Below are 21,611 nucleotides of genomic sequence, written 5' to 3'. Positions count from 1 at the left end.
CTACTTGTCTTTTTAGGAATTTTTGAACTTATCAACAGTTGCGTGAAGAGAACCGCAGAACAAAAATAGTTTTGTTAGAAGAATCCCGCAAATTTTTGACAAAAAAAAGCCCGGCGACTGCCAGGCTTTTTAAAATTGGTAGTGAGAGGCGGACTTGAACCGCCGACCTACGGATTATGATTCCGTTGCTCTAACCAGCTGAGCTACCCCACCACACGTAACGCGTTTGCGTGAGACAGGATTTTTAATTGGGGGAGCGTGTTATGTCAACGATGGGCTTTGCGTTATAGTGGCTTTTTTAATTTTTTGCCCACAACCTCGCCTTAGGTCTTGACCTCCCCCCTGTTTCCACAATGCAATAACAGAGGATGTAAGAAAACCACCATGGAGGGGGAAATTACTATGAAAAAACTCATGATGGCACTGGCGGTGCCGGCGCTGCTTATTGGCTGTTCCAAGGATTCCAAGCCAAAAAAGCCAGGTTCCGACGGTATTGCGGGTCTGTTCTGGACCCAAGAAACAAACCTTATCACTATTAAATCCACAGACGATCAGCCTCTGGCGGGAGCACAAATCCTGATCGGCGATGCTCTCAATGCTCCTTTTGAAGGTAACTTCCTGACCGCTAACGAATCCGGCCAAGTGGAAATTCCCGCCGCATGGACGACGCCACTGACCATCACCGTTCAAGCTCCCGGTTATGTGCGCAGCACTTATATGGGACAAGAACCCGGTGCTTTGACGATCAAACTGCGCCAGCAACCCACAAAAACTCAATACGAAGTTCGCGGCGGCACTCAAGGCCTCCCCATTCAAGACAAAGATGGTCTTGTCGATTTCGGTCTTGTGATGCCCGCGTTCTCAAAACTCGATTTGATGGCTTTCGACATTAATAATGTTATCAGCCCCCAATTCGATCGCATCACAGCCATGGGCCAAGACATTGATGTTCCCGCAAACATCTCTTTGCCTCGTCAAAGTGAGAAATATTCTTTATTCACGATCACGCTGGATAAACCCACTTATCGCATTTACTACGGCCAAACCGGCGTGAATCGCGTTTTTGCTGCCCGCGGACGCTTCCCATTTAAATCCACGGTCGACGCCCTCAGAAACGGAGCCGAGTTCTATGAACTTATCAATGATTTCAAAATCAATGGCGGAGCCGTTCGCGATATCGAAGTAAAATCAGCCCAAACAAAGTTGGATATGCCCACCCGCGAAATCAACTTCACGGACTCTAAAGGACTGGTCGCTCCTCAATTCCGCGCCGATGAAATGTTCCTCGCCGTGGGTATCGCCAAACAATCAGGCTACATGATCCCCACGGATGTGAAGAAAACCACTCAAGGACAAAAGCTGACTCTGAACACTATGCCGGACTCAGAACAAATGATCCTTGGAGTGCTGAAAAAAACCGCAGACATGAAAAGCGGCGGCGATCGTATGAGTGCGACCTTACTTCCGTTTGCTTCAGGTGTTGCCCCCAAGATGCTGCCTCTGATCCCCGATCCTACACTTGCTAGCGATGGAGAGGTTTTAATGCCTAAATTTAACACAGTTGATGGCGTCAATCCGATTGCGACCTACTCTATTCTTTCCAAGGTGGAGGAAGTGATGCAAGGAACCGCAAAAGTGAAAGTCCTTCATCCGCAGTGGGAAGTTTACTCACAAAATTGGCTGGAGCGCATGAAGCTTCCCCAATGGCCTGAGGACACGGCGATCCCTGGCAAAAAGCGCTGGGAGGTTAATTTCGTAGGCTCCCAAACTGCTTCACAAGTGCCGGTGGGACCTGCTATGATCGAAGCCGCAACGCATGTCACACACAGCTCAATCTCTTTCTAGAAAAATCCTTCTTGGACTTGTGATTTTCACAGGCTGCACTCTTTTTGGGTGCAGCTTGTTTGATAAAAAACCTTCCGCACACACGCGCATGGCGCAAATCAATAAACAGAAAGTCTTCTTCGCCTCTTACGATTCTGTCTGGAGAGCGGCTCACTCTGTTCTGAAGTATCCCATTGCTCAAGAAAACCAAGACACTGGGATTATTGAAACCGAATACATCAAGGGCATTGATGGATGGCTTCCCCCAAATGAACAACGTCCCCCTTCTAGCGGCATCCGCTATAAGCTGATCCTGACTTTTGCCCGCGGCAAAGCTGAAGGACGTGAGTCCGTGCGTGTGACCGTCGATAAGAAGATGGAGATTTTACGAGACTTTTTCTCTGAGCCCGAACCCATGGAAAGTGATGGTTTGGAAGAGAAAATTATTTTCTACCGTATTGAGCGAGAGCTCATCGTCAACGAAGCCCTTAAGCGAGCGAATTAAAGCTCGATCGCTTCTTTTTTAACATAGTTTTTCCAAAGTCCAACAAGAGCCGACGGTTTTTCCTGTCCACCACCAAGCTTAATCCCCGTTAACTTTTCCAAACCACGAACCGCAGGCAAATGCACCCGTTGATCTTTATCAGAAAGAAGTTGCGCAAAACTTCTTATTTCACGATCCATCGGTTTTTGCGCCAGAATTTCCACGATTTGATGACGAATCCAAAGGCTTTGCGAATTTTTGAAATTGTATCCCTGATTCAACTCTTCCCACAAAAGTTCACGAACAGTCATTGAACTGCTTTTTTCAAGCACACTCACTGCCGCCGAACGAACCACCAGGGCTTTGTCCTTAAGAAGTTTTTGCGCCAGCTTCTCACCCTGCTCTGGGTTCACTTCACTTAACGCAACCAAGGCTGCATTTCTCATGTACCATTGTTTGTGCGCCCCCGCCTTCACAAGATCCGCCGTCGCCTGCATGCCCTTGGCTTCCGCCGCCGCCATCAAAGCTCGCCAACGAAGGCTCATGGGTTGAGCCTCATTAAAGGCCACAGAAATAAAATTTTGATAGTGTTTATCACCCTGCCCCCGAATCACCATGCGGCGATTTTCACCGGGAAGATTCAGAACTTCGATCGCAGAAGTTAAAGCACTAGATGAAGGTCTTAATCCGACCGCGAAAGCACTTGAAGAAAGTCCAGCAAGTAATGCAGAGGTCACAATAATCTTATTCATGGTTTAGCTCTTCTTTGCTACGAAGTTTTCAAACTCACTCATCAGTTGGTCTGTTTCATCCCCTGATTTTTTTGCCGCTTCAGAGCCGTCGCCGGCCTTTTCTGCCACTTTACTCAGGTTCTTCTGACCTTCCACCGCCGCCGCAAATTCCTTCATCAACTCATCGTCGATAAGGTCAGCGCCCCCTGCCGACACATCGGCTGCGGGAGTTTCAACGACAGGGACGGGCTCTTCAACTGGTGCCGCCACTTCAACGACAGCAGGAGGCTCTTCCTGAGTCGGTTCCGGCTCCGTAACAACTTCCGCGACTGGAGGCGCGACCGCCGCAGCACCGCCACCAGTTTTCAAGGCTTCAAGCTCTTTTTTGAGCTGATCATTTTCTTCACGATAACGAGACAGGTCTGCGATATCTTCGCTGATAATTTCATATTCAGCCAATCGCGCTTCAAGGTCTCGAATCTTTCCTGCAAAAGATTCTTTTTCTGCAGCGCTCATTCCGTCACCAGCGTCCGCAGCAGGAGCATTCATATTGGCCGCATCCGTCGCGGCCTGCAAAGCTTCTTGAAGCTGCGCCTGTAAAGTTTCAATTTTCTTGTGACTCTCACCCAAAGACATCCGAAGCTGAGCAACCTCCGCCGCAGACTCCCCCGCCACTTGAGCGGGCGCCTCCGCCGCTGAGGACAAAGAGTTTTTCTCGAGCGCATCAAGATCCATGTCCATCTCAAGATCTTCGGTAACCGCGGGGCGAGAAGGTTTTTGTGCCGCCGCCTGACTTTGATTCTCAAGAATTTTTTGCAGAGTTTTTTCTAATTGAGCCGCATCAAGGCCTTGCCCTGCCTCGCCCATTTCAGATTTGGATTTTTTCGCAAAAAAACTGCGATAAGCCAAAACAAGTGAAAGAAAAATTACAAGAGCAACGAGGCCCTCAATAATGGCGGTATTGTGCTGACTCCAAAAGGAGAGGAATTTTTCAATTGTCACAATTCAAATTCTCCCCTATCCCAAGAGCTCCGTCAACGCTGGACCTTGGAAGGTGTTTGGTGGTACGGTGGATTCTTAAGTCCGAGGTGAACTATGTCTCAACGACCCTACGACCTAATTATTCAAGGCGGAACCTGTTTACTCCCCCACCCCTCAGAGTCAGGTCTGATCGAGCAGCAGGCAGACATCGCTATTCGCGATGGACGCATTGAAAAGATACGTGATTCCATTCGCGAACCCGCGACGAAAGTAGTCCAGGCCCAGGGACTTCATGTCCTCCCCGGGGTTATCGATAGCCAGGTTCATTTTCGCGAACCAGGATTGACTCACAAAGAAGACCTTGAAACTGGAACCCGCGCTGCCATCTTAGGGGGTGTCACCAGCATTTTTGAAATGCCAAACACCAACCCCTCAACCACGACTCAAGAGGCCTTTGCCGAAAAGCTGCAAAGAGCCCACGGTCGAGCCCACTGCAACTACGCTTTTTTCATTGGCGGCGCTCACGACAACGTTGAAAATTTGGCTCAACTCGAACTTCTGCCTCATTGTTCGGGAATAAAAATCTTCATGGGAAGCTCCACCGGAAATCTTTTGGTTGAAGATGACGCCACCCTTGAACGCATCCTCAATCAAGGCCATCGCCGCGTGGTCTTTCACAGTGAAGACGAAATGCGACTGCGCGAACGAAAGCATATTGCCGTGGACATGGCCGATCCCCATTACCATCCGGTCTGGAGAGATGTCGAAACCGCTGTGAACTCAACCCAACGTTTGCTCCGACTGGCACGCAAAACAGGACGTAAGATTCATGTTCTGCATATTTCAACGGCGGAGGAAATGGACCTTCTCAAGGACCATAAAGACATCGCTTCGGTGGAGGTTTTGCCTCAGCATTTAACTCTATTTGCGCCGGACTGCTACGATCTTTTAGGTAATTACGCTCAACAAAATCCGCCCATTCGGGAAAAACGCCACCTTGATCGCCTGTGGAAAGCGGTCTTGGATGGCACGGTGGATGTGATTGGCTCCGACCATGCTCCCCACACTCGCGAAGAAAAAGAGCGTCCTTATCCGAACAGCCCCTCGGGAGTTCCCGGAGTTCAAACGCTTGTACCGATCATGCTCAATCACGTTCATGACGGTCGCCTGACCTTGCGACGTTTTGTTGAAATGGTCACTGAAAATCCATGTCGCGTTTTCGGAGTCCACAACAAGGGCCGTTTGCGCCAGGGGTTTGACGCCGATGTGACCATCGTGGATCTTAAAAAAGTAAAAACTATCGACAACTCCTGGATTGCCAGTCGCTGTGGTTGGACACCTTTCCACGGCATGACTGTGACGGGTTGGATGACTCACACGGTTGTTGGCGGAAATCTAGTGATGGAAAACGATGAGGTTTTAATGACTCCGCAGGGGCGCCCTGTCAACTTTACGGAAACGATGAAATGAATTCCACTCCTATGAATCCCAAAAATCAAGCGGCCGGACTTTTCTTTGCAGGACTTCTGCCCGTCATCGCGTTCACGTTGATTGAAGAATACTATGGCACCTTGGCCGGGCTTGTTGCCGGAATGGTGTTTGGGGTCGGCGAGATCGCTTGGGAGCTTTACAAACACAAGAAAGTTCAAAAGATCACTTGGTTTGGAAATGGACTTCTTTTACTTCTGGGAGGAATTTCTTTAATTTCCTCTGAGGGAATTTGGTTTAAACTTCAACCCGCTTTGATGGAAGGTTTTTTTGCTCTGCTACTTTGGGGGTCTGTGATCATGGGAAAACCTTTGCTGGTGTATCTCGCAGAACAACAAGGCCACCAATTCCCTGACTTCATTAAATCTCGAATGAAAGGTCTGACCATTCGTTCGGGCTTCTTCTTTGCCATTCACACCGGCCTTGCCGTTTGGGCGGCCTTGGCTTGGAGCACTCGAGACTGGGCGCTGCTTAAAGGCATTGGGCTGACGGTCAGCTTTATCCTCTATTTAGGCATCGAAGGTCTTCTTTTAAGAAAATCTGTCTTGAATCAAAAATAACCTCAGCGCCCTTGAAAATGGGGCGCCTTTTTATCTTTCATAGCCTCCAGAGCAGTAAAGTGATCTTGCGTTCTTTGTGTGATGCCCTGATAAGCCGCCGAAAGTTCTAACACAGTATGAAGATCATTCAAGTACGCTGTCTTCATCGCCTTTTTTGTCATCTGAACTGCCACCGGAGCATTGTTAGCCACTTTTTCAGCCAGCTTTTGTGTTTCCGTTTCAAGATCCGCTTCGGCGACAAAATAATTCAAAAGCCCCCACCGATAAGCTTCTTCGCCGGCTATCAAGTCTCCGGTTAAAGACATCTGCATCGCTTTAGAAAAACCAATTACTCGTTGTAAAAAGAAGGTCCCACCATCCCCGGGCACCAATCCCAGCTTCACAAAAGTTTCTCCAAATTTGGACTTTGCAGTTCCAACGCGCAAGTCACACATCATTGCCAGATCACAGCCCGCCCCAATCGCAGGCCCATGAACCATTGCAATCATCGGCTTTGAAAGCTCTTCGATACACTTCGGAATTTGCTGAATGCCGTGAATATAACGCATGCGCAGTTCATTGCTTTCCCCCGCAAACATTCCCGTTTTATTTTGCATGGCTTTAACATCGCCCCCCGCACAGAATGAGGCTCCCTCCCCTTTCAGCACGATCACTCGAACTTTCGCATCAAAGTCCGCATACTTTAGTACCTTCGTGAGAGAATCCACCATCTCAAGAGAAATGGCGTTGCTTTGCTCTGGATTATCCAAAGTCACCCATAAAACAGAAGAACTAAGATTCACTTTAAGATGGGGAAATATTTGAGAGTAAAAAGACATAAAACCTCTACAACCGTTGGTTTTATTATTCTACTCAAAGAGACGAAGAGGACACAAGCAGGTGAAAATAAAAAAGGCTCCCGGGAGGGAGCCTTTTGAAGTCTGCCATTATTTAGATTGGCAGAATGGAAGATCCGGTTGGATCTGACAGATGATCTGACAGATCATTGGATCGCCCAGCGGGCATTCGCCAGGCTCACCAGGATTTCCTGGGTCAGGCAAACCACCACCATCATCTGGCGGAGGAGGATTTGGGTTGCCGCCACCAGATTTAGCACCCACATTGATGTTCAATGTAGTCGCTGTTTTTCCAGTCGCGTCAGTAACAGTCACAGTTGTTGAACCGTTAGCTACTGCAGTCAAAGTTCCGTTGTCCGCGATAGTTGCAACAGAAGCGTTGCTGCTCGCGAATTTGAAAGGAGCTTTTCCATAAAGAGCAGAGAAAGCCAAAGTCTCAGAAGGTTTGATAGTTGCTGCTGCAGGAACGACAACCATTTTCTTAGACATTACTGTCTCAACCGCTTCGTAAGCGTCCACGCGGCAGTTACATGCAGTTTCGATAGAAACTTTAGCACCTGTCGTTTGAAGGATCGCACGAATTTGCGCACCAGTAAGTGAAGAATCTTGAGCTTTCAACAAAGCCACAAGGCCAGACACAAGTGGAGTTGCCATCGAAGTACCAGAAAGGTTTCCGTACTTATTGTTTGGCAAAGTTGACATGATGTTTTCACCAGGAGCCGCTACGTGAACAGTCGCTGTTCCGTAGTTAGACCAAGATGGTTTTGCATCAGAAGAACCAGACGCTGCAACAGTGATAGAGTTAGGGTACCCGTTGTTAGCAGGATACATCTCTGTTTTATCATTGTTTTTACCGTCATTCGCCGCTGCCGCAACAAAGATAACACCTTTGTCGTCAGCACGCTTGATTGCCTCAAGAAGAGGAGCTGCTTGTGAACGAGGAACCGCCGCACCCCAAGATGCAGAGATGATTTGCGCACCTTTTTCAACAGCGTAATCAATAGCTTTGATCGCGTTGTTCAAGTCACCAGAACCATCTTCACCCAAGAAGCGAAGAGGCATCATAGAAACTTCAGGAGCCAATCCGACGATACCACCGTCAACCAAACCAGTCGCACCAACTGCGCCCGCGCAGTGAGTTCCGTGACCAGGGTTTTGGAAGCCAGTTTTATCCATTGGATCGTTGTCGTTTTCTTTGAAATCGTATCCAGGGATCATGTTTGGAGCCAAGTTTGGATGTTTATAGTCAACACCCGTATCGATAACCGCTACGATCACATTGCGGTTTCCTTTGTTGCCAGCGCGTTGCCAAGCTTTTTCAGCTTGAACTTTCGCGATCGCCCATTGCTCTTTCAAAGCCGCAGCATCAACTGGAGCCGCGAAAGCTTTCAACTTGAAGTTCGGAACGACGTACTCAACGCCAGGTTGAGACAACAAAGACGCCAAAGCTTGTGCTTCGTGGCTCTTGTTGATGTTTACTTTTACAAGGCTTGCAGTTGGATTGTGATCCGTCATTTGGATCGTCGCAACTCTAGACATTGTCATCGTGTTAAGCATGTTGAGCGCGCTTGTGTTCTGGTATTTCACCAAGTATTCACCAGCAAAAGCCTGTGAACCGAACAACAATGCACCTAATAATAATGCACGTTTCATATAATAACCCCCTCCGTGGTAAAAAAATCATATTCAGATTTCATCCACAAATAATAGAAAAATCTTAAATAAATCTTAAATTTCATGACACAAGCCATCGAACATTGAACCCACAAACGAACTTTTCAAGAATGAATCGCTGATTTCCAACACCCATTGCAAGGACCATCACATGAGTTATCTGCACGCGCTGATTTTAGGGATTGTCGAAGGTATTACCGAGTTTCTTCCCATCTCTTCCACCGGACATATGATTATCGTCAGCTCCATGATGGGCATCGAAGACAACAGTTTCACCAAGGCCTTTGAGGTGATTATTCAGTTCGGCGCCATCATGTCGGTCCTTGTCCTCTATTGGAAACGCTTCTTGCCTCATTGGGGATTTTATAAAAAGCTCTTTGTCGCCTTCCTCCCCACGGGCCTTATCGGATTCATATTAAAAGATGTCGTCGAGCAGCTCATGGGCAGCGTGCAGGTTGTCGCGTGGGCCTTGATCCTTGGCGGAGTGATCCTCGTGTGGTCAGACAAAATCTTCGCTCACCTCACCGCCATGGGACGCAAAACCTCGGACCTAACATATGTCGACTCTGTGAAATTGGGGCTCTTTCAATCTCTGGCCATGATCCCCGGTGTGTCCAGATCCGGAGCAACGATCATGGGTGGATTGACACTCGGCATGAACAAAAAAGAAGCAGCTGAATTTTCATTTTTTTTAGCGGTCCCCACCATGGCCGCAGCCACCGGATATAAATTGTTAAAGATCTATAAGACGATCGAGCCCAGTCAAATCGGCGTGCTGCTGGTGGGTTGCCTCGTCGCCTTTGTCGTGGCCATGCTTGCGATCAAGTTTTTTATCGGTATAGTGACTCGCTATGGTTTCAGAGGTTTTGGTTTTTACCGTATCGTCTTGGGAGTTTTAATATTAATCATGCTTTACACAGGGCAAAACCTTCAGTTCAACTAGTTTTGAGTTTCAAGGAACGACAACATGGAAAAATTTATTTTTGAGCAAACAACTCTTTTTTCTGAAGATATCATAGCACTTTTAAAGTCCACGGTGTTCGTCATGCCGAACTGGAAGTGGGGGGTTTTGGCCATTGCCCTTTCTGTCGGGTTTGTTTTGCGCCCCCTTATTCAGTTCATCCTGAAAGAGATAAAAAAGCACAATCCTTTCATTAAAAAATATCCCAAAAGTTTCTCTGCCTATTTGCTGAATCAAAAAATTGAGCATCCTACGGCTTGGCTCTTAGTGATCTTCTTCTGGTTCGGCATTGGAGATGCCATCACGCTGACTGGAAAGTTTGAAGTCTACTACAACCACTTCCTGCGAGGCCTGGTTGCTATCTATGTTATTCGCCTTCTTTATTATTGCGTCGATGCCATGAGCAATGTTTTCGCGGATATGGCGGCAAAAACGGAAAGCACCTATGACGATCAACTGGTTCCCTTTGCCTCCAAGACTCTGAAGGTTTTGGTGGTGGTTCTGGGCGTCTTGATTGCGCTGCAAAGTTTCGGCCTCAACGTCATGTCTTTGCTTGCCGGCCTAGGGCTGGGAGGTTTGGCCTTGGCGTTGGCAGCCCAAGATACTGCTGCCAATCTTTTTGGCTCCATCACCATTCTTTTTGATCACCCCTTCAAAGTCGGCGACTGGGTCAAAGTCAAAGACATGGAAGGAACTGTTGAAGAGATCGGCTTCCGTTCGACCCGTATTCGCACCTTCTATAATTCCGTGATCACCATTCCCAATGCGATGATGGCCAAAGAGACTATTGACAACATGGGCATTCGCCCGTTCCGCCGCATTCGTCAAATTTTGGGACTGACTTACGAAACGCCGCCAGAAAAAATTGAGCAATTCTGCGATCAAGTTCGCTATATGATTAAGCAGCACCCCAAGGTCAACCCTGACACAGTGACCGTGAACTTCAATAACTATAACGCCTCATCCTTGGATGTTTTAGTGAACTTCCACCTTCAAGTCTTCACCGGGGCCGAAGAGCTGCAGCACCAACAAGCCGTCTTCGTGGAGATCCTCAAGATTGCCGCCAGCATGGAAGTAGATTTCGCCTATCCGACACAAACCGTGTACCACAAAAAAGGCGAAGCCGTTCCCCCGACATTTTAATAGCAATGCATTGCATCGACACGGAGGGGTATGTTCCTCCGTCGGCGAAATGCTAGCCTGTACGAATGAATCCTAAACATCTTTTAAAGAACGTTCACGTTCAAAGCGCACAATACAAGATCCTCCTGAATCTTCCCTTCTGGATCTCGGCAGGTCTCGCGGCCCTGGTTTCAGTCTTATATAATGTCCTTTTCAGAATGAGCGAAGACTGGGCCCGGGCTCACGCGACAGACTCCCTGTTGCTGCTAACAGCTCCCTTGGCCCTGTTAGGTTCATTTTTAATCGGTCATTTTTTTTCTAAAGAAGCCCTCGGCAGCGGCATTCCCCAGGTGATCGCCTCTGTCGAACTCTCCGCCCATGATCATCCTTTTTTAAACAAACTCCTGAGCATTCGCATGTTGATCGCTAAGATTTTCGGCTCTTGCTTATGTGTTCTTGGGGGAGGCGTCTCGGGCCGGGAAGGACCCACTCTGCAAGTTTCAACGGCCGTCTTTTATCAATTCTCACGCTTATGGCCTAAGAGTCTTCCCAAACCCCAGCTACCGGCCATGATTCTTGCGGGAGGAGCTGCGGGGCTGGCGTCGGCCTTCAACACTCCGTTGGGAGGAGTCGTTTTCGCTATCGAAGAACTTTCAAAATCTCACATCAGTGTCGTGCGCACGGCAGTCTTTCAGGCCGTCATCATCGCGGGGATTCTGGCTCAACTCTTTTTGGGAAACTATCTTTACCTTGGAGATTCCAACTTCGGCAGTCTTCCCTACTCGGTTCTTTATCAAACCGTGATTATCGCGGGGATCGTCGGCATTGCTGGCAGTCTTTTTGCCGAAAGTCTTTTTCGCATCAGCACCTGGAGAAATAAAAAGAACTTCAGCACGAAGGTTCTCATGACCCTCCTCTGCGGTGGCCTGCTCAGTCTGACCATTTGGCTTTGCGGTCCTCAGACGGTCGGAGCTGGCAAGCATGTTATGCTCGAGATTCTTAAAAATCCCATGACTCCCGCAGATCCCCTTCTGCCCATCGCCCGTATCTTCGGAAACTTCTTCACGTACATCGGCGGAGTCATCGGCGGCATTTTCGCCCCAGCCTTAGCCAGCGGCGCGACACTGGGACAATTCTTAAGTCAGATTTTTGGTTTCATGAATGTCAAATTGATGATCATGGTGGGAATGGTGGCGTTTCTGACTGGAATCACCCGCACCCCTTTTACTTCATTTGTCTTGGTTTTGGAGATGAGTGACTCTCATGAGATCATTCTTTACCTGATGCTGGCCTCGCTGGTTTCAAACGTCACAGCCCGTGTCGTATCGTCCAAGTCCTTCTATGAACAAGCGGCTCACCAAATAGTGAGTGCGCACCAAGAGCCCTCCAGCAAAGAATAAAAAAAAGCCCGGTTTGAACACCGGGCTTTTTCATTTACTCTTTTTATGGACTATTTCTTTTTCTTCTTAGGAACTTTCTCGAGAAGGCCGGACTCGGCACGGATCTTCGTTGCTTCCAACTTCATCTTTTCCGTTTCAGATTCAGCATGAGCAGTTTCCATTTTGATCTTGGCTTCTTCCGCCTTGTTTCTTGCGGTCTCCACCTGACCTTCAAGCTGCTCGCGTTCATTTTTGGCTTTTTCCGCCTCGTCGCGCAGGCGTTTGAGTTCGGCCTCTGAGCGCGCGGTCACAGCTTCACTTTCCGCAATGATTTTTTTGGAACGAGCAATCTCAAGATTGGCCGATGCTTGCTCTTTTTGAAGATTGCCCCGCTGACTTTCAAGCTCTTGTCGAGCTTTGGCCGCCGCCTGCTTAGACTTTTCTTCTTGAGATCTAATTTCACTGACCTTCTTGCGTTCCGCATCGGCTTGTTGTGCCGCCTCTTTTGTCGCGGATTGCGCCGCTTTCAGCTCCCCTTCCACTTTTTCAATCAAAGCTTTGGATTGCTCTTCTTGCGCTTTCAGACGAGACAGCTCAGCATCAGCTTTGGCTTTTTCCGCTTCGGCTCTGGCGATTTCTTGTTTCGCCTTGGCTTCACGTGCCCGAGACTCTGCCACCGCTTTTTGCGTTAACAGCTTTGTCTTAGCAAGATTCTGTTCGGCCTTTAAGGCCTCCATCTTTGCCGCTTCCGCTTCTTTGCTGGCCTTCATGCCCTCTTCAGTGGCGTTGTTCGCCTGCTTTTCAAGATCTTTAGCTTGATCGCGAAGATCATCCGCTTTGTTTTCCGCCTGTTTACGAACCTTCAAGGCCTCATCACGAACCTGAAGGGCTTTCTGAGTTTTTTCTTGGGCGGCTTTGATCCGCGCTTGGGCAGCGAGCTGCTCTTTTTCTGCAGCTCTTTGCTGACGCTCATGATCTGCCGCCTCCGCTTTTAACTTTGCGGAGTCACGCTCAGACTCGGCTTGTTCTTTCTTGGCTTCATTTTCAAGAGAACGTGCTTTATTGATCGCGGCTTGTGCTTCCGATCTCATTTTATCGCGACGCTTACGATCTTCATCCGCTCGTTTCCGAGCTTCATTGGCCTCCGCTTTCGCCGCTTCAGCATCGGCGGTCGCCTCTTCAGCTTCGATCTGTTCGCTTCCGACTTGCGCATATACACGTTGAGGCGCGGTTTGAGTTAACAAAGCGGCCAAAAGAAGAATCCCTAGGGGTTTTAACTGCATGAGTGTCTCCTTACGATGTAGGACAGCACATAGCATATAAGGATTTTAGGCAAAAAAAAAGCGACCAGGATTGGGGGGGAGGGGTCCTGGCCGCCATGGGGGGTTGCTCTTCACTAAAGCAACGGCGGTGCCATGCTCAGTTCTTGGTCAGAATCATTTAAATCCAGCAGGAACACTGAACCTCTGTCGAGGATTTAGACGGAAACGGACAATTGTGGGCCCCCAAAAAGCCCCCCACTATATCAGTTTGAACAAACCAGATTTCATTCACTGCAAAAGCGAGCCGCAATTTTTTTTAAAAGGCCTGCTTCATTTTAAGACGAAAGCAATAGATCGAGCGCGAAAGCGGTCTCGAATATATGAAAATTGCCTCTTATTAACAGATAAGGCCTCGATGCCTCGCCTCTTTGACCGATAAGAAGAGTAATGAATAATATCCGGAACGTCCTTGTCTATTCGCTGGGTCTTTTATTGAGCTTATGGGCTCAGGCCTCCCCGCAGTCCTTAAACTACCAGGGACGCATCCTTAAATCCGACGGGACTCCTCTAGAGTACAACAACGTCAGCTTCCTATTTGAAATCACCTCTGCCGATGGCAATTGTGTTCTTTATCGCGAAAAGCGAGACATGGTGAACATGCAAAACTCCGGTGGTGTTTTTGACGTCTCTATCGGAAGCGGCACTCGCCTCTACCCGGAAGATGCCATTTTTTCTCTTTCAGATATCTTTGTGAATGGGGTCTCTCATAACTGTGCCGGGAGCGGCACTTGGACTGCCACGACCACCTCAGAACGACAATTGAAGGTTCAGTTCCATGATGGTGCGGGTTGGAAGGTGATCTCGCCAGCAAACATCATTCGCTCTGTGCCTTTCTCGATCACCGCGTACAGCGCGCAAAAGATTGCCGACAAATCACTGAATGATTTGGTTCTAAAAAGTTCAACGCCCGCCAGTGCCTGTGCCCCAGGGCAAGTCATTACCTGGAACGGCACCAATTTTACGTGCGTCGTCGATGCGGGGGGCTCTGGTGTCATCTCTGATGTTTTGGCGGGAACGGGAATTTCCGTCTCGGGAACCTCCACCAAAACAATCGGCCTTGCAAACACGTCGGTCGTCGGCGGCACCTATGGCTCGGCCACGCAAGTCCCCAGCTTCACCGTCGATGCGCAAGGGCGTTTGACGGCAGCCAATCAAGTGACGATTTCAGGTGTCGCTCCAGGAGGTGCTGCGGGAGGTGATCTTTCCGGCTCCTATCCAAACCCGACGGTCAGTAAAATCAGCGGCGGCAATCTCGTGATCTCCAGTCCCTCGTCAGGAAATTTTTTAAAACACAATGGTTCTGCCTGGGTGAACGCGACACCGTCTTCAGCGGATCTTTCAGATGGAGGATCATTATTAAAAGCCTCACAAATGCCTGCCACTTGTGCGAACAATCAATCCTTATCGTTTGTGTCTCCGACAGGAACATGGACCTGCGCCAATATCGGAATTTCTTGGGCTCAAGTCACTAGCGGCAAACCCACCACCTTAGCCGGTTATGGCATCGTCGATAAAGTTGTTATGAATGCGGGAACAAATTCCAGCACCGATATTGTTTCTTTGCAATCAGGCCCCAACGCCTCAAAACCTGCAGCGGGAACGGCGGGTCGCCTTTATTTCTCTATCGACACCAAAGAAATCTACCGCGACGATGGCGTCGCCTGGATTCGTTTGGCGACAGAGGCTGGAACAAGTACGGCGACTCTTTCCGGCGTCACGGCGGGAACAGGTCTGAATGGTGGAGGCTCCTCGGGGAACGTTACTTTGAATCTTGCCAACACCACAGTCACGGGCGGCGCTTACGGCTCTGCCACTCAAGTTCCGACATTCACGGTGGACGCTCAAGGGCGCTTGACCGCAGCCTCGAACACAACCATTTCAGGAGTTGCCCCCGGAGGCGCTGCGGGAGGAGACCTTGGTGGTAGCTACCCAAATCCCAATGTCGTAAAACTTCAAAATACCGCCGTCGCATCGACGTCGCCCAGTTCTGCAGGACAAGTTCTTCGCTATCAATCTAGTCAGTGGACACCGGCATTTTTAAATATCGCCGACATTCGTGCCACGATCACACCCTTTGGAGGTGTTTTTGCGAGCGCCGCCTGCAATGCGGATCAAAGCCTGTTCTATGAATCCTCTTCTGACACCTTCAAATGTCAAAACATCGGCATCGCCGCTTCGCAAATCACTGGCGGCACGATTGCCACAGCTCGCCTTCCTGCCAGTGCGACATTCTGGCAAGATGGGGGCGCAGGAAAAGTTTATTATACTGGTGGTAATGTCGGCATTGGCACGAACACACCGGGGCAAAAACTCACAGTGTCGGGAGTCATTGAGTCTACAACCGGTGGACTCAAGTTCCCCGATGGCACTGTTCAGACAACGGCGGCGACGGCGACTGCGTATGGTGTCCAAATTAAAATGGGGAGCTACACCGCTCCCGCCTCAAGTGGTAACTACTCCGTAACGGGACTGGGTTTCAAACCCACCCATGTGCGCCTTTGGGTTCAGAACAATCGAACAGGTACGATGCCCGGCGTATCCACGAACGTCTGTATCGGCTCTATGACAGAGACCTCACAGATGACCTACTACGCTTATGCGAACACTCCCGCAGCTCGTAATCTGATGTATACAGACCGAGTCATTGCCTGCAGTGCCGCCGATGCCGTGGCTATCACAATACAAGCTAGTTACGTGTCAATGGACGCAGATGGTTTTACCGTGAACTACTCAACGTCCTCAAATAATTCCTGGACCATTTTTTGGGAAGCCACCGGAGGTTCAACCTCCGCCAGCTCCGGCAGCGGAACAACAAACTACATCCCCGTCTGGACCGGCAGCACCGCTTTAGGAAGCAGTCCCTTGGCTGTCTCGGGAGGAAATGTCGGTGTCGGCACAAGCACCCCCGTCAGCAGTTTGGAAGTAAATGGAGAGGTCCGCATTGGAAACTCTGGCGTGGCGTGTAGTGCCGCCAACAGTGGTGCCACTCGTTACAACAGCACCTCGAAAAAAATGGAGTTCTGTGATGGCGCTTCTTGGCAGGCCATCAATTCAGCGACTCGCAGAACTGTTTGTGCCTATTCCAATGCCTCTTACTCAACACAGATCACTGGGCAGAACATTTATAATTGGACCACGGGAGACTGTGACAATGGATATCCTTCGGCGGGATGTGTTGGTTATCTCTCCAAAGCCATTGCCTGTGGGAGTGATTCAGACTGGGGGGCGCTCGGCCCTAACGAAACGCCCTTTAATGGGGGAACGTCCGTCGGCGCCAATGGAGGCGTTTCATGGTCTTTGGTGAGTCCTTGCAACGGAATCTGGGTGCGTGCCGTCTACGAGTGTAGCAACTAGCTTCTTGTCTAGCTTGTTCTTTCACAAGAGCTCGCCTGAACTGCTGGACTGGACAAGATCCTGAGGGGTTTCTACCCTTAAATAATGAACTTCTGCCAACTCAAACAGATCGTTGCTGCTAGTGCCTTCTTGTGGAGCTTTCCCGCCTCTGCCCTGCATATCATGCTCGACCCCGGACACGGTGGTGTGGATACCGGTGCTGTTCATGGCCCGGCGAAAGAAGCTGATCTAGTTTTAAAGGTCGCTCAACGCCTCAAAACTCTGCTCGAACAAGATACACAATTTAAAGTCTCTTTGACGCGGATTCAGGATAAAAACATCAGCCTTCCCTCACGTGTAAAAATGGCCGAAGACGCCAAAGCCGATCTGTTTGTCAGCCTTCATGCGAATGCCGCCTCTGATCAGCGCGCCAAAGGTGTTGAATTCTTTTTTCAAAACAATCTTCCCCCCGACGAGGAAAGTCTTTATCTTGCAAGCCAGGAGAATCAGATGATTCTCAACAGCCAAGAACTGCATAGCATCTCGGGCGGTGATGAACTTTCCAAAAAAGGTGATATCGCCGCCATCGTCGAAGACCTGCAACGCCAAAATCGCATGACCAGCAGTTTACGCCTGACTCAAACTCTGACTCAAGTGTGGAGCAATGATGAGACGGCTTCTCAGGCCACCATCAAACAAGCTCCGTTCTATGTGATCTCAAAAACTTCGATGCCATCGGTCTTGATTGAAATAGGATTCCTCACAAATCCCCGCGAAGCCAAGCGCCTGCTCAACTCAGAATATCAAAACGATCTTGCTCAAAAAATCTACAGCGCACTCCTCTCCTACAAAGAAAAGATGGACAATCACACTGCAAAAACATTAGATTAGCCTCTATCAAACAGATGGCTGTATCGAGCCAGAGAAGGTCTTCAACTTCCTCTGACCAGAACAACCAATCCCTTCTGGAGGAAATTCTATGCGCGCTGACGGCCGTCTTTTCGATCAACTACGAGACATTAAAATCACCCCTCATGTGTCTGAGTATGCCGAAGGCTCCGCGCTTGTAGAATTTGGAAAAACCAAAGTTCTTTGCACTGCCACCTATGAACCCAAAGCACCGCAATGGCTTGTCGGAACCGGTGCTGGTTGGGTGACTGCCGAATACGGTATGCTTCCCCGTTCGACGCACACGCGTATCAAACGCGACAAGGCCATGAACAGTGGGCGCACTCAAGAAATCTCTCGCTTGATCGGACGCTCTTTGCGGGCGGCCGTGGATCTTAAACTTCTTGGCGAAAAACAGATCATCGTCGACTGCGACGTTTTGAATGCCGATGGGGGAACTCGTACGGCGTCTGTGACCGGGGGATTTGTTGCTTTGGCATTGGCGCTGAAGAAGCTGGCTGATGTGAGTGAAATTAAAGCCAACCCTTTGATCAACTATGTTTCTGCGATCAGCGTGGGTTTGCATGAAGGAAATATTTTATTGGATTTAAATTACGACGAAGACTCTGCCATCGGCACGGACATGAACTTTGTGATGACTGACAAGGGGCAATTCGTCGAAGTTCAAGGAACGGCGGAGCACCTGCCTTTCACTCGAGATCAGCTTTTCAAAATGATGGACACGGCCGAAAAAGGTTGCAAGGAATTGTTCATTCATCAGGCTGCCGTCGTAGGGGCCATTTACCAAATCGCGGGGAAGTAGGTTTTAAATGGAACTTTGGATTGCGACAGGAAATAAAGGAAAGCTTGCTGAATATAAACTTCTTTTGCGCGAAATCGCCGACCTGAAGGTTTTCTCACAAGGCGACCTTCCTTCATTCACTCCCCGCCCTGAAGATGGAAAAACCTTCGAAGAAAACGCACGCATCAAGGCAAAAACTTTGCGCGCTGTAAAAAACAACGTGTGGGTTCTTGGTGAAGATGCGGGACTTGTCGTAGAAGGATTAGGTGGATTGCCGGGAATTCATTCAGCTCGCTATGCGGGCCCTAAAGCTTCCGACAGCGAAAATGTCGCTAAACTTTTAAAGATGATGACCTTAAAACCCATACAAAACCGCAACGCCAAGTTCGTTTGCACCACGGTGGTTTACACTCCCGCGGGCGAGGAATGGATTTTCACAGGGGAATTGAAGGGAGTCATCGCTTCAAAACCCGCAGGCCTGCATGGCTTTGGTTATGACCCGGTGTTTGTTCCAGAAGGACAAACCCAGACCCTTGCCGAGATCGGTTCTGGCTATAAAAGCCAACACTCCCACCGCTCTCAAGCCTTAAGGGCTTTCTTAGAGCGACTGCAAGCGTCAGCTCAATAACTCAAGATCCCCTGCTCTGAATAAGCAGGGGATTTTTTTTATTTTTTTGAAGAACAGTGAATCGTCACTTGAACGTCAGACTCATTGGGGTGCCACCCTAACATCACGGGTTGATCCCATGATCCCACAACCGTCATACCGGCAAAGGTCTCTGTATTTTGCAGGTAAGTGATAAAATTTCCTTTGTACCCCATCACCCAGCCATAAACCGGCGCTAAAGTTGTTGTCGGAAGCTCAGTGAAGTCATGGCCGCTGGCTGCAACAGGAATCTCAAAAACAGTTTCCTTGGTCGTTGCCCCAGAGGTTTCCGTCATTGTGCAGGCAAACCCGGTCGGTTGCTCTTTGGATTCAGACATTTCACCGCGAACGCACGACATATCAAGATAGTCCGTGCTGTCTCCGCCTGAAATAAAGCTCAAACGCGCAAAATGCCCCTCACCAGCGCCCAACTGAATCAAAGTCTCTTTTTTGGTGCTTGGATCAATCAGGGAAAATTGACCCCGGTCATTTTTCACAGAAATACCACCCGCCGTCAGTCCTCCCGGAGAACGTCGGATCTCAAGGTTCGCTTCGTCTGAGGAAGTCAGAGGAAGCACATAGTCCGTCGCATACTCTACGTCGAGAGCCTTTTCTTCCAGATTGCACTGGTAGTCAGAGGCCATTGTTACGAAAGACGCCATCATTGAAACGCTAAAAATAAGTACTTGTTTTTTCATATAAGTGAATCCATAGAAAATGGCGACTTTTGTCAAACGGTTCTTTGATTAAAGATGATCCACGTTTGTGCCCTTTCACAACGGACGTTTAAAATGGAGTAGAGAAAAATCCAGGCGAAAATGTGGACAAACTAACAGGGCCTTGCTAGGGTCTCCCAAACGCACTTTTAACTCAGGAGACTACGAGTGATGAAGGGCCTAAAAATCTTTACCGCCAATGCCAACCCTATTCTGGCTAAAAAGGTGGCCGAAGCTGCCGGTGTGGAGCTCGGTTACTGTGAAGTCAGCAGCTTTGCTGATGGGGAAATCCAAGTCGAAATTCATGAAAGCGTTCGTGGGCAACATGTCTTTGTTGTACAAAGCACCTGTCCTCCCGTGAACCAAAACTACATGGAGCTTTTTGTGATGCTCGATGCCCTTCGCCGGGCCTCAGCCGCCTCCATCACGGCCGTGATTCCCTATTACGGGTATGCCCGTCAGGATCGTAAGGTGGCTCCTCGAGCCCCCATCTCTGCAAAATTGATGGCGGACCTGATCACCACTGCCGGAGCGGACCGCGTGGTCTCTGTGGACCTTCATGCCGCTCAAATCCAAGGATTTTTCAATGTCCCCGTGGATCACTTATTTGCTATCCCCACCCTGGCCCGCGCCTGGCGTGAAGCCTATGGGCAAGGGTCTGAATTTGTTGCAGTGAGTCCAGACGCGGGCGGAGTGGAAAGAACCCGAGCCTTTGCTAAACGCATTGAAGCCTCTATCGCCATTATCGATAAGCGCCGTTCTGGCCCTAATGAGGCCAAAGCCCTGCATCTGATCGGGGACGTCGCTGGTAAAACGGCGGTCATCGTCGATGATATGATCGATACGGCTGGAACTCTTACACAAGCAGTTGACAGCCTCTTGAAAAATGGGGCAAAAAGGGTGTTCGCCGTTGCAACCCACCCGGTTTTATCCGGTCCTGCGATCAGTCGCCTGAAAGAAAGCCCTATTGAAAAAGTATGGGTCACTGACACGATTCCGCTAACTGAAGCGGCGAAAAATTGTGGAAAAATCGAAGTTATTTCTGTCGCCCCGGTGTTGGCAGAAGCAATCAAACGAATCCACGGAAACGACTCGGTAAGCAGTCTTTTTGATTAAACAAAGCCTCCCTCGAAAAGGGAGATATTATTAACATCCTCTATTGGACTAGAAGGAAGAAAACATGAAAAGCAGAATCGACCTAACAGTTGAACCTCGCCAAATCGGTAAACACAACAGCCGCGCACTTCGCAACTCTCGCAACGTGCCTGCAGTTATCTACGGAGCTGTTGAGCCTATCAACGTATCTGTTGGTGAAAAAGAAATCGTAAAATTTAACACTCGCGCTTATGAAAATGCTCTTTTCACTTTGAAAAGCACTGAGAAGAACGCCAACGGTATCGTTGTTTTGGTCAAACACGTTGACGTTCACCCTCTTTCTCGTCGTCCTCAACACGTTGACTTTTTCGCTTTGGATCTGAAAAAAGCTGTTCGCGTTAACGTTGAAGTTCGTCTTGAAGGCCGACCTATCGGTCTTTCTGAAGGCGGTTTGTTGAACGTTGTTCTTCGTTCCGTTGAAGTTGAGTGCTTGCCTACAGAAATCCCTGAGTTCTTCACTGCTGACGTTTCTAACTTGGCCGTAGGTGATGCTCTTCACGTTTCTGACTTGACGGTGGCTGGCTCTGTAAAAATCCTTTCTGGCGCAGAACAAACTATCGCGGTTGTTAACGCTCAAGAAGAAGAAGTTGCAGCGGCTCCAGCAGCAGTAGCGGCAGCTCCGGCGGCAGCACCTGCAGCAGCAAAAGCAGCGGCTCCGGCTGCAGCAAAAGCTCCTGCGAAAAAATAATAAATTCGCTTGCGCTTCTGA

General features: G+C 49.2%; 19 protein-coding genes and 1 tRNA gene. 13 read left to right on the top strand and 7 right to left on the bottom strand.

Annotation, left to right across the window (positions count from 1 at the left end; translation table 11 throughout):
• Positions 1–136: 136 nt before the first annotated feature.
• A tRNA-Met gene (locus ACM64D_RS09560) sits at positions 137–213 on the bottom strand.
• Positions 214–402: 189 nt separating this feature from the next.
• On the opposite strand from ACM64D_RS09560, the gene ACM64D_RS09555 reads away from it, so the two are divergent.
• Positions 403–1,845, top strand: coding sequence for a hypothetical protein (locus ACM64D_RS09555; protein WP_415062979.1), 1,443 nt, complete (start codon positions 403–405; stop codon positions 1,843–1,845).
• Positions 1,817–2,329 carry a hypothetical protein gene (locus ACM64D_RS09550; RefSeq protein ID WP_415062978.1) on the top strand — a complete coding sequence of 171 codons (513 nt, stop codon included), beginning with the start codon at positions 1,817–1,819 and terminating at the stop codon, positions 2,327–2,329. Before ACM64D_RS09555 ends, ACM64D_RS09550 begins: the two co-directional genes overlap by 29 nt.
• On the opposite strand, the gene ACM64D_RS09545 is transcribed toward ACM64D_RS09550, so the two are convergent.
• Both ACM64D_RS09545 and ACM64D_RS09540 read right to left on the bottom strand, forming a co-directional pair.
• Positions 2,326–3,060: a HEAT repeat domain-containing protein gene (locus ACM64D_RS09545; RefSeq protein WP_415062977.1), complete on the bottom strand. Its 735-nt coding sequence runs from the start codon at positions 3,058–3,060 to the stop codon at positions 2,326–2,328. The two genes, ACM64D_RS09550 and ACM64D_RS09545, sit on opposite strands and share 4 nt — an antisense overlap.
• 3 nt (positions 3,061–3,063) lie before the next feature.
• Positions 3,064–4,041 (bottom strand): hypothetical protein, encoded by a 978-nt coding sequence (locus ACM64D_RS09540; RefSeq protein WP_415062976.1) that lies wholly within the window; start codon positions 4,039–4,041, stop codon positions 3,064–3,066.
• Between the two features lie 93 nt (positions 4,042–4,134).
• Here ACM64D_RS09540 and ACM64D_RS09535 point away from each other — a divergent pair, with 93 nt between their 5' ends.
• Together ACM64D_RS09535 and ACM64D_RS09530 are read left to right on the top strand one after the other, a co-directional pair.
• On the top strand, positions 4,135–5,490 hold the full coding sequence (locus tag ACM64D_RS09535; protein WP_415062975.1) for a dihydroorotase: 1,356 nt from the start codon (positions 4,135–4,137) through the stop codon (positions 5,488–5,490).
• Positions 5,487–6,068 carry an inner membrane-spanning protein YciB gene (locus ACM64D_RS09530; protein WP_415062974.1) on the top strand — a complete coding sequence of 194 codons (582 nt, stop codon included), beginning with the start codon at positions 5,487–5,489 and terminating at the stop codon, positions 6,066–6,068. Before ACM64D_RS09535 ends, ACM64D_RS09530 begins: the two co-directional genes overlap by 4 nt.
• 2 nt (positions 6,069–6,070) lie before the next feature.
• Here ACM64D_RS09530 and ACM64D_RS09525 read toward each other — a convergent pair whose 3' ends face one another.
• Complete coding sequence (locus ACM64D_RS09525) at positions 6,071–6,886, bottom strand: enoyl-CoA hydratase-related protein (RefSeq protein ID WP_415062973.1); 816 nt, start codon at positions 6,884–6,886, stop codon at positions 6,071–6,073.
• A 108-nt stretch (positions 6,887–6,994) separates the two neighbouring features.
• Entirely contained in the window at positions 6,995–8,557 is a 1,563-nt protein-coding gene (locus ACM64D_RS09520) for a S8 family serine peptidase (RefSeq protein WP_415062972.1), read from the bottom strand.
• Between the two features lie 172 nt (positions 8,558–8,729).
• On the opposite strand from ACM64D_RS09520, the gene ACM64D_RS09515 reads away from it, so the two are divergent.
• The 3 genes from ACM64D_RS09515 to ACM64D_RS09505 all read left to right on the top strand — a co-directional run bounded on the left by ACM64D_RS09515 (position 8,730) and on the right by ACM64D_RS09505 (position 12,061).
• Complete coding sequence (locus tag ACM64D_RS09515; protein WP_415062971.1) at positions 8,730–9,521, top strand: undecaprenyl-diphosphate phosphatase; 792 nt, start codon at positions 8,730–8,732, stop codon at positions 9,519–9,521.
• Positions 9,522–9,545: 24 nt separating this feature from the next.
• Positions 9,546–10,682: a mechanosensitive ion channel family protein gene (locus tag ACM64D_RS09510; RefSeq protein WP_415062970.1), complete on the top strand. Its 1,137-nt coding sequence runs from the start codon at positions 9,546–9,548 to the stop codon at positions 10,680–10,682.
• A 65-nt stretch (positions 10,683–10,747) separates the two neighbouring features.
• Entirely contained in the window at positions 10,748–12,061 is a 1,314-nt protein-coding gene (locus tag ACM64D_RS09505; RefSeq protein WP_415062969.1) for a chloride channel protein, read from the top strand.
• Positions 12,062–12,111: 50 nt separating this feature from the next.
• On the opposite strand, the gene ACM64D_RS09500 is transcribed toward ACM64D_RS09505, so the two are convergent.
• Complete coding sequence (locus ACM64D_RS09500) at positions 12,112–13,323, bottom strand: hypothetical protein (RefSeq protein ID WP_415062968.1); 1,212 nt, start codon at positions 13,321–13,323, stop codon at positions 12,112–12,114.
• Positions 13,324–13,749: 426 nt separating this feature from the next.
• Between ACM64D_RS09500 and ACM64D_RS09495 the strand changes: the two genes are divergently transcribed.
• The 4 genes from ACM64D_RS09495 (at position 13,750) to rdgB (ending at position 19,013) form a co-directional block, all read left to right on the top strand.
• A complete protein-coding gene (locus ACM64D_RS09495; RefSeq protein ID WP_415062967.1) occupies positions 13,750–16,716 on the top strand; it encodes a hypothetical protein in 2,967 nt (988 codons plus the stop codon).
• 84 nt (positions 16,717–16,800) lie between these two features.
• Positions 16,801–17,586, top strand: coding sequence for an N-acetylmuramoyl-L-alanine amidase family protein (locus ACM64D_RS09490; RefSeq protein ID WP_415062966.1), 786 nt, complete (start codon positions 16,801–16,803; stop codon positions 17,584–17,586).
• A gap of 88 nt (positions 17,587–17,674) precedes the next feature.
• Positions 17,675–18,406 (top strand): ribonuclease PH, encoded by a 732-nt coding sequence (gene rph, locus ACM64D_RS09485; RefSeq protein ID WP_415062965.1) that lies wholly within the window; start codon positions 17,675–17,677, stop codon positions 18,404–18,406.
• A gap of 7 nt (positions 18,407–18,413) precedes the next feature.
• Positions 18,414–19,013: an RdgB/HAM1 family non-canonical purine NTP pyrophosphatase gene (rdgB, locus tag ACM64D_RS09480; protein ID WP_415062964.1), complete on the top strand. Its 600-nt coding sequence runs from the start codon at positions 18,414–18,416 to the stop codon at positions 19,011–19,013.
• 38 nt (positions 19,014–19,051) lie between these two features.
• On the opposite strand, the gene ACM64D_RS09475 is transcribed toward rdgB, so the two are convergent.
• Entirely contained in the window at positions 19,052–19,729 is a 678-nt protein-coding gene (locus ACM64D_RS09475) for a hypothetical protein (protein ID WP_415062963.1), read from the bottom strand.
• Positions 19,730–19,918: 189 nt separating this feature from the next.
• On the opposite strand from ACM64D_RS09475, the gene ACM64D_RS09470 reads away from it, so the two are divergent.
• Both ACM64D_RS09470 and ACM64D_RS09465 read left to right on the top strand, forming a co-directional pair.
• Entirely contained in the window at positions 19,919–20,863 is a 945-nt protein-coding gene (locus ACM64D_RS09470; protein ID WP_415062962.1) for a ribose-phosphate diphosphokinase, read from the top strand.
• A gap of 64 nt (positions 20,864–20,927) precedes the next feature.
• Positions 20,928–21,590: a 50S ribosomal protein L25 gene (locus ACM64D_RS09465; protein WP_415062961.1), complete on the top strand. Its 663-nt coding sequence runs from the start codon at positions 20,928–20,930 to the stop codon at positions 21,588–21,590.
• Positions 21,591–21,611: the final 21 nt, after the last annotated feature.

It is taken from the genome of Bdellovibrio sp., from assembly GCF_047637665.1.
Lineage (GTDB): Bacteria > Bdellovibrionota > Bdellovibrionia > Bdellovibrionales > Bdellovibrionaceae > Bdellovibrio.
Note: the sequence above shows the minus strand (reverse complement) of the source record. Positions and strands in the feature narration are given on the sequence as shown.

Excerpts from the sequence above, each read along its gene's own strand:
- ACM64D_RS09490 (WP_415062966.1), top strand. The coding sequence starts at position 16,801 with ATGAACTTCTGCCAACTCAAACAGATCGTTGCTGCTAGTGCCTTCTTG.
- ACM64D_RS09470 (WP_415062962.1), top strand. The coding sequence starts at position 19,919 with ATGAAGGGCCTAAAAATCTTTACCGCCAATGCCAACCCTATTCTGGCT.
- ACM64D_RS09550 (WP_415062978.1), top strand. The coding sequence starts at position 1,817 with ATGTCACACACAGCTCAATCTCTTTCTAGAAAAATCCTTCTTGGACTT.
- ACM64D_RS09555 (WP_415062979.1), top strand. The coding sequence starts at position 403 with ATGAAAAAACTCATGATGGCACTGGCGGTGCCGGCGCTGCTTATTGGC.
- ACM64D_RS09530 (WP_415062974.1), top strand. The coding sequence starts at position 5,487 with ATGAATTCCACTCCTATGAATCCCAAAAATCAAGCGGCCGGACTTTTC.
- ACM64D_RS09545 (WP_415062977.1), bottom strand. The coding sequence starts at position 3,060 with ATGAATAAGATTATTGTGACCTCTGCATTACTTGCTGGACTTTCTTCA.
- ACM64D_RS09495 (WP_415062967.1), top strand. The coding sequence starts at position 13,750 with ATGAATAATATCCGGAACGTCCTTGTCTATTCGCTGGGTCTTTTATTG.
- ACM64D_RS09515 (WP_415062971.1), top strand. The coding sequence starts at position 8,730 with ATGAGTTATCTGCACGCGCTGATTTTAGGGATTGTCGAAGGTATTACC.
- ACM64D_RS09465 (WP_415062961.1), top strand. The coding sequence starts at position 20,928 with ATGAAAAGCAGAATCGACCTAACAGTTGAACCTCGCCAAATCGGTAAA.
- ACM64D_RS09500 (WP_415062968.1), bottom strand. The coding sequence starts at position 13,323 with ATGCAGTTAAAACCCCTAGGGATTCTTCTTTTGGCCGCTTTGTTAACT.
- ACM64D_RS09525 (WP_415062973.1), bottom strand. The coding sequence starts at position 6,886 with ATGTCTTTTTACTCTCAAATATTTCCCCATCTTAAAGTGAATCTTAGT.
- ACM64D_RS09535 (WP_415062975.1), top strand. The coding sequence starts at position 4,135 with ATGTCTCAACGACCCTACGACCTAATTATTCAAGGCGGAACCTGTTTA.
- ACM64D_RS09520 (WP_415062972.1), bottom strand. The coding sequence starts at position 8,557 with ATGAAACGTGCATTATTATTAGGTGCATTGTTGTTCGGTTCACAGGCT.
- ACM64D_RS09475 (WP_415062963.1), bottom strand. The coding sequence starts at position 19,729 with ATGAAAAAACAAGTACTTATTTTTAGCGTTTCAATGATGGCGTCTTTC.
- rdgB (WP_415062964.1), top strand. The coding sequence starts at position 18,414 with ATGGAACTTTGGATTGCGACAGGAAATAAAGGAAAGCTTGCTGAATAT.
- ACM64D_RS09505 (WP_415062969.1), top strand. The coding sequence starts at position 10,748 with ATGAATCCTAAACATCTTTTAAAGAACGTTCACGTTCAAAGCGCACAA.
- ACM64D_RS09510 (WP_415062970.1), top strand. The coding sequence starts at position 9,546 with ATGGAAAAATTTATTTTTGAGCAAACAACTCTTTTTTCTGAAGATATC.
- rph (WP_415062965.1), top strand. The coding sequence starts at position 17,675 with ATGCGCGCTGACGGCCGTCTTTTCGATCAACTACGAGACATTAAAATC.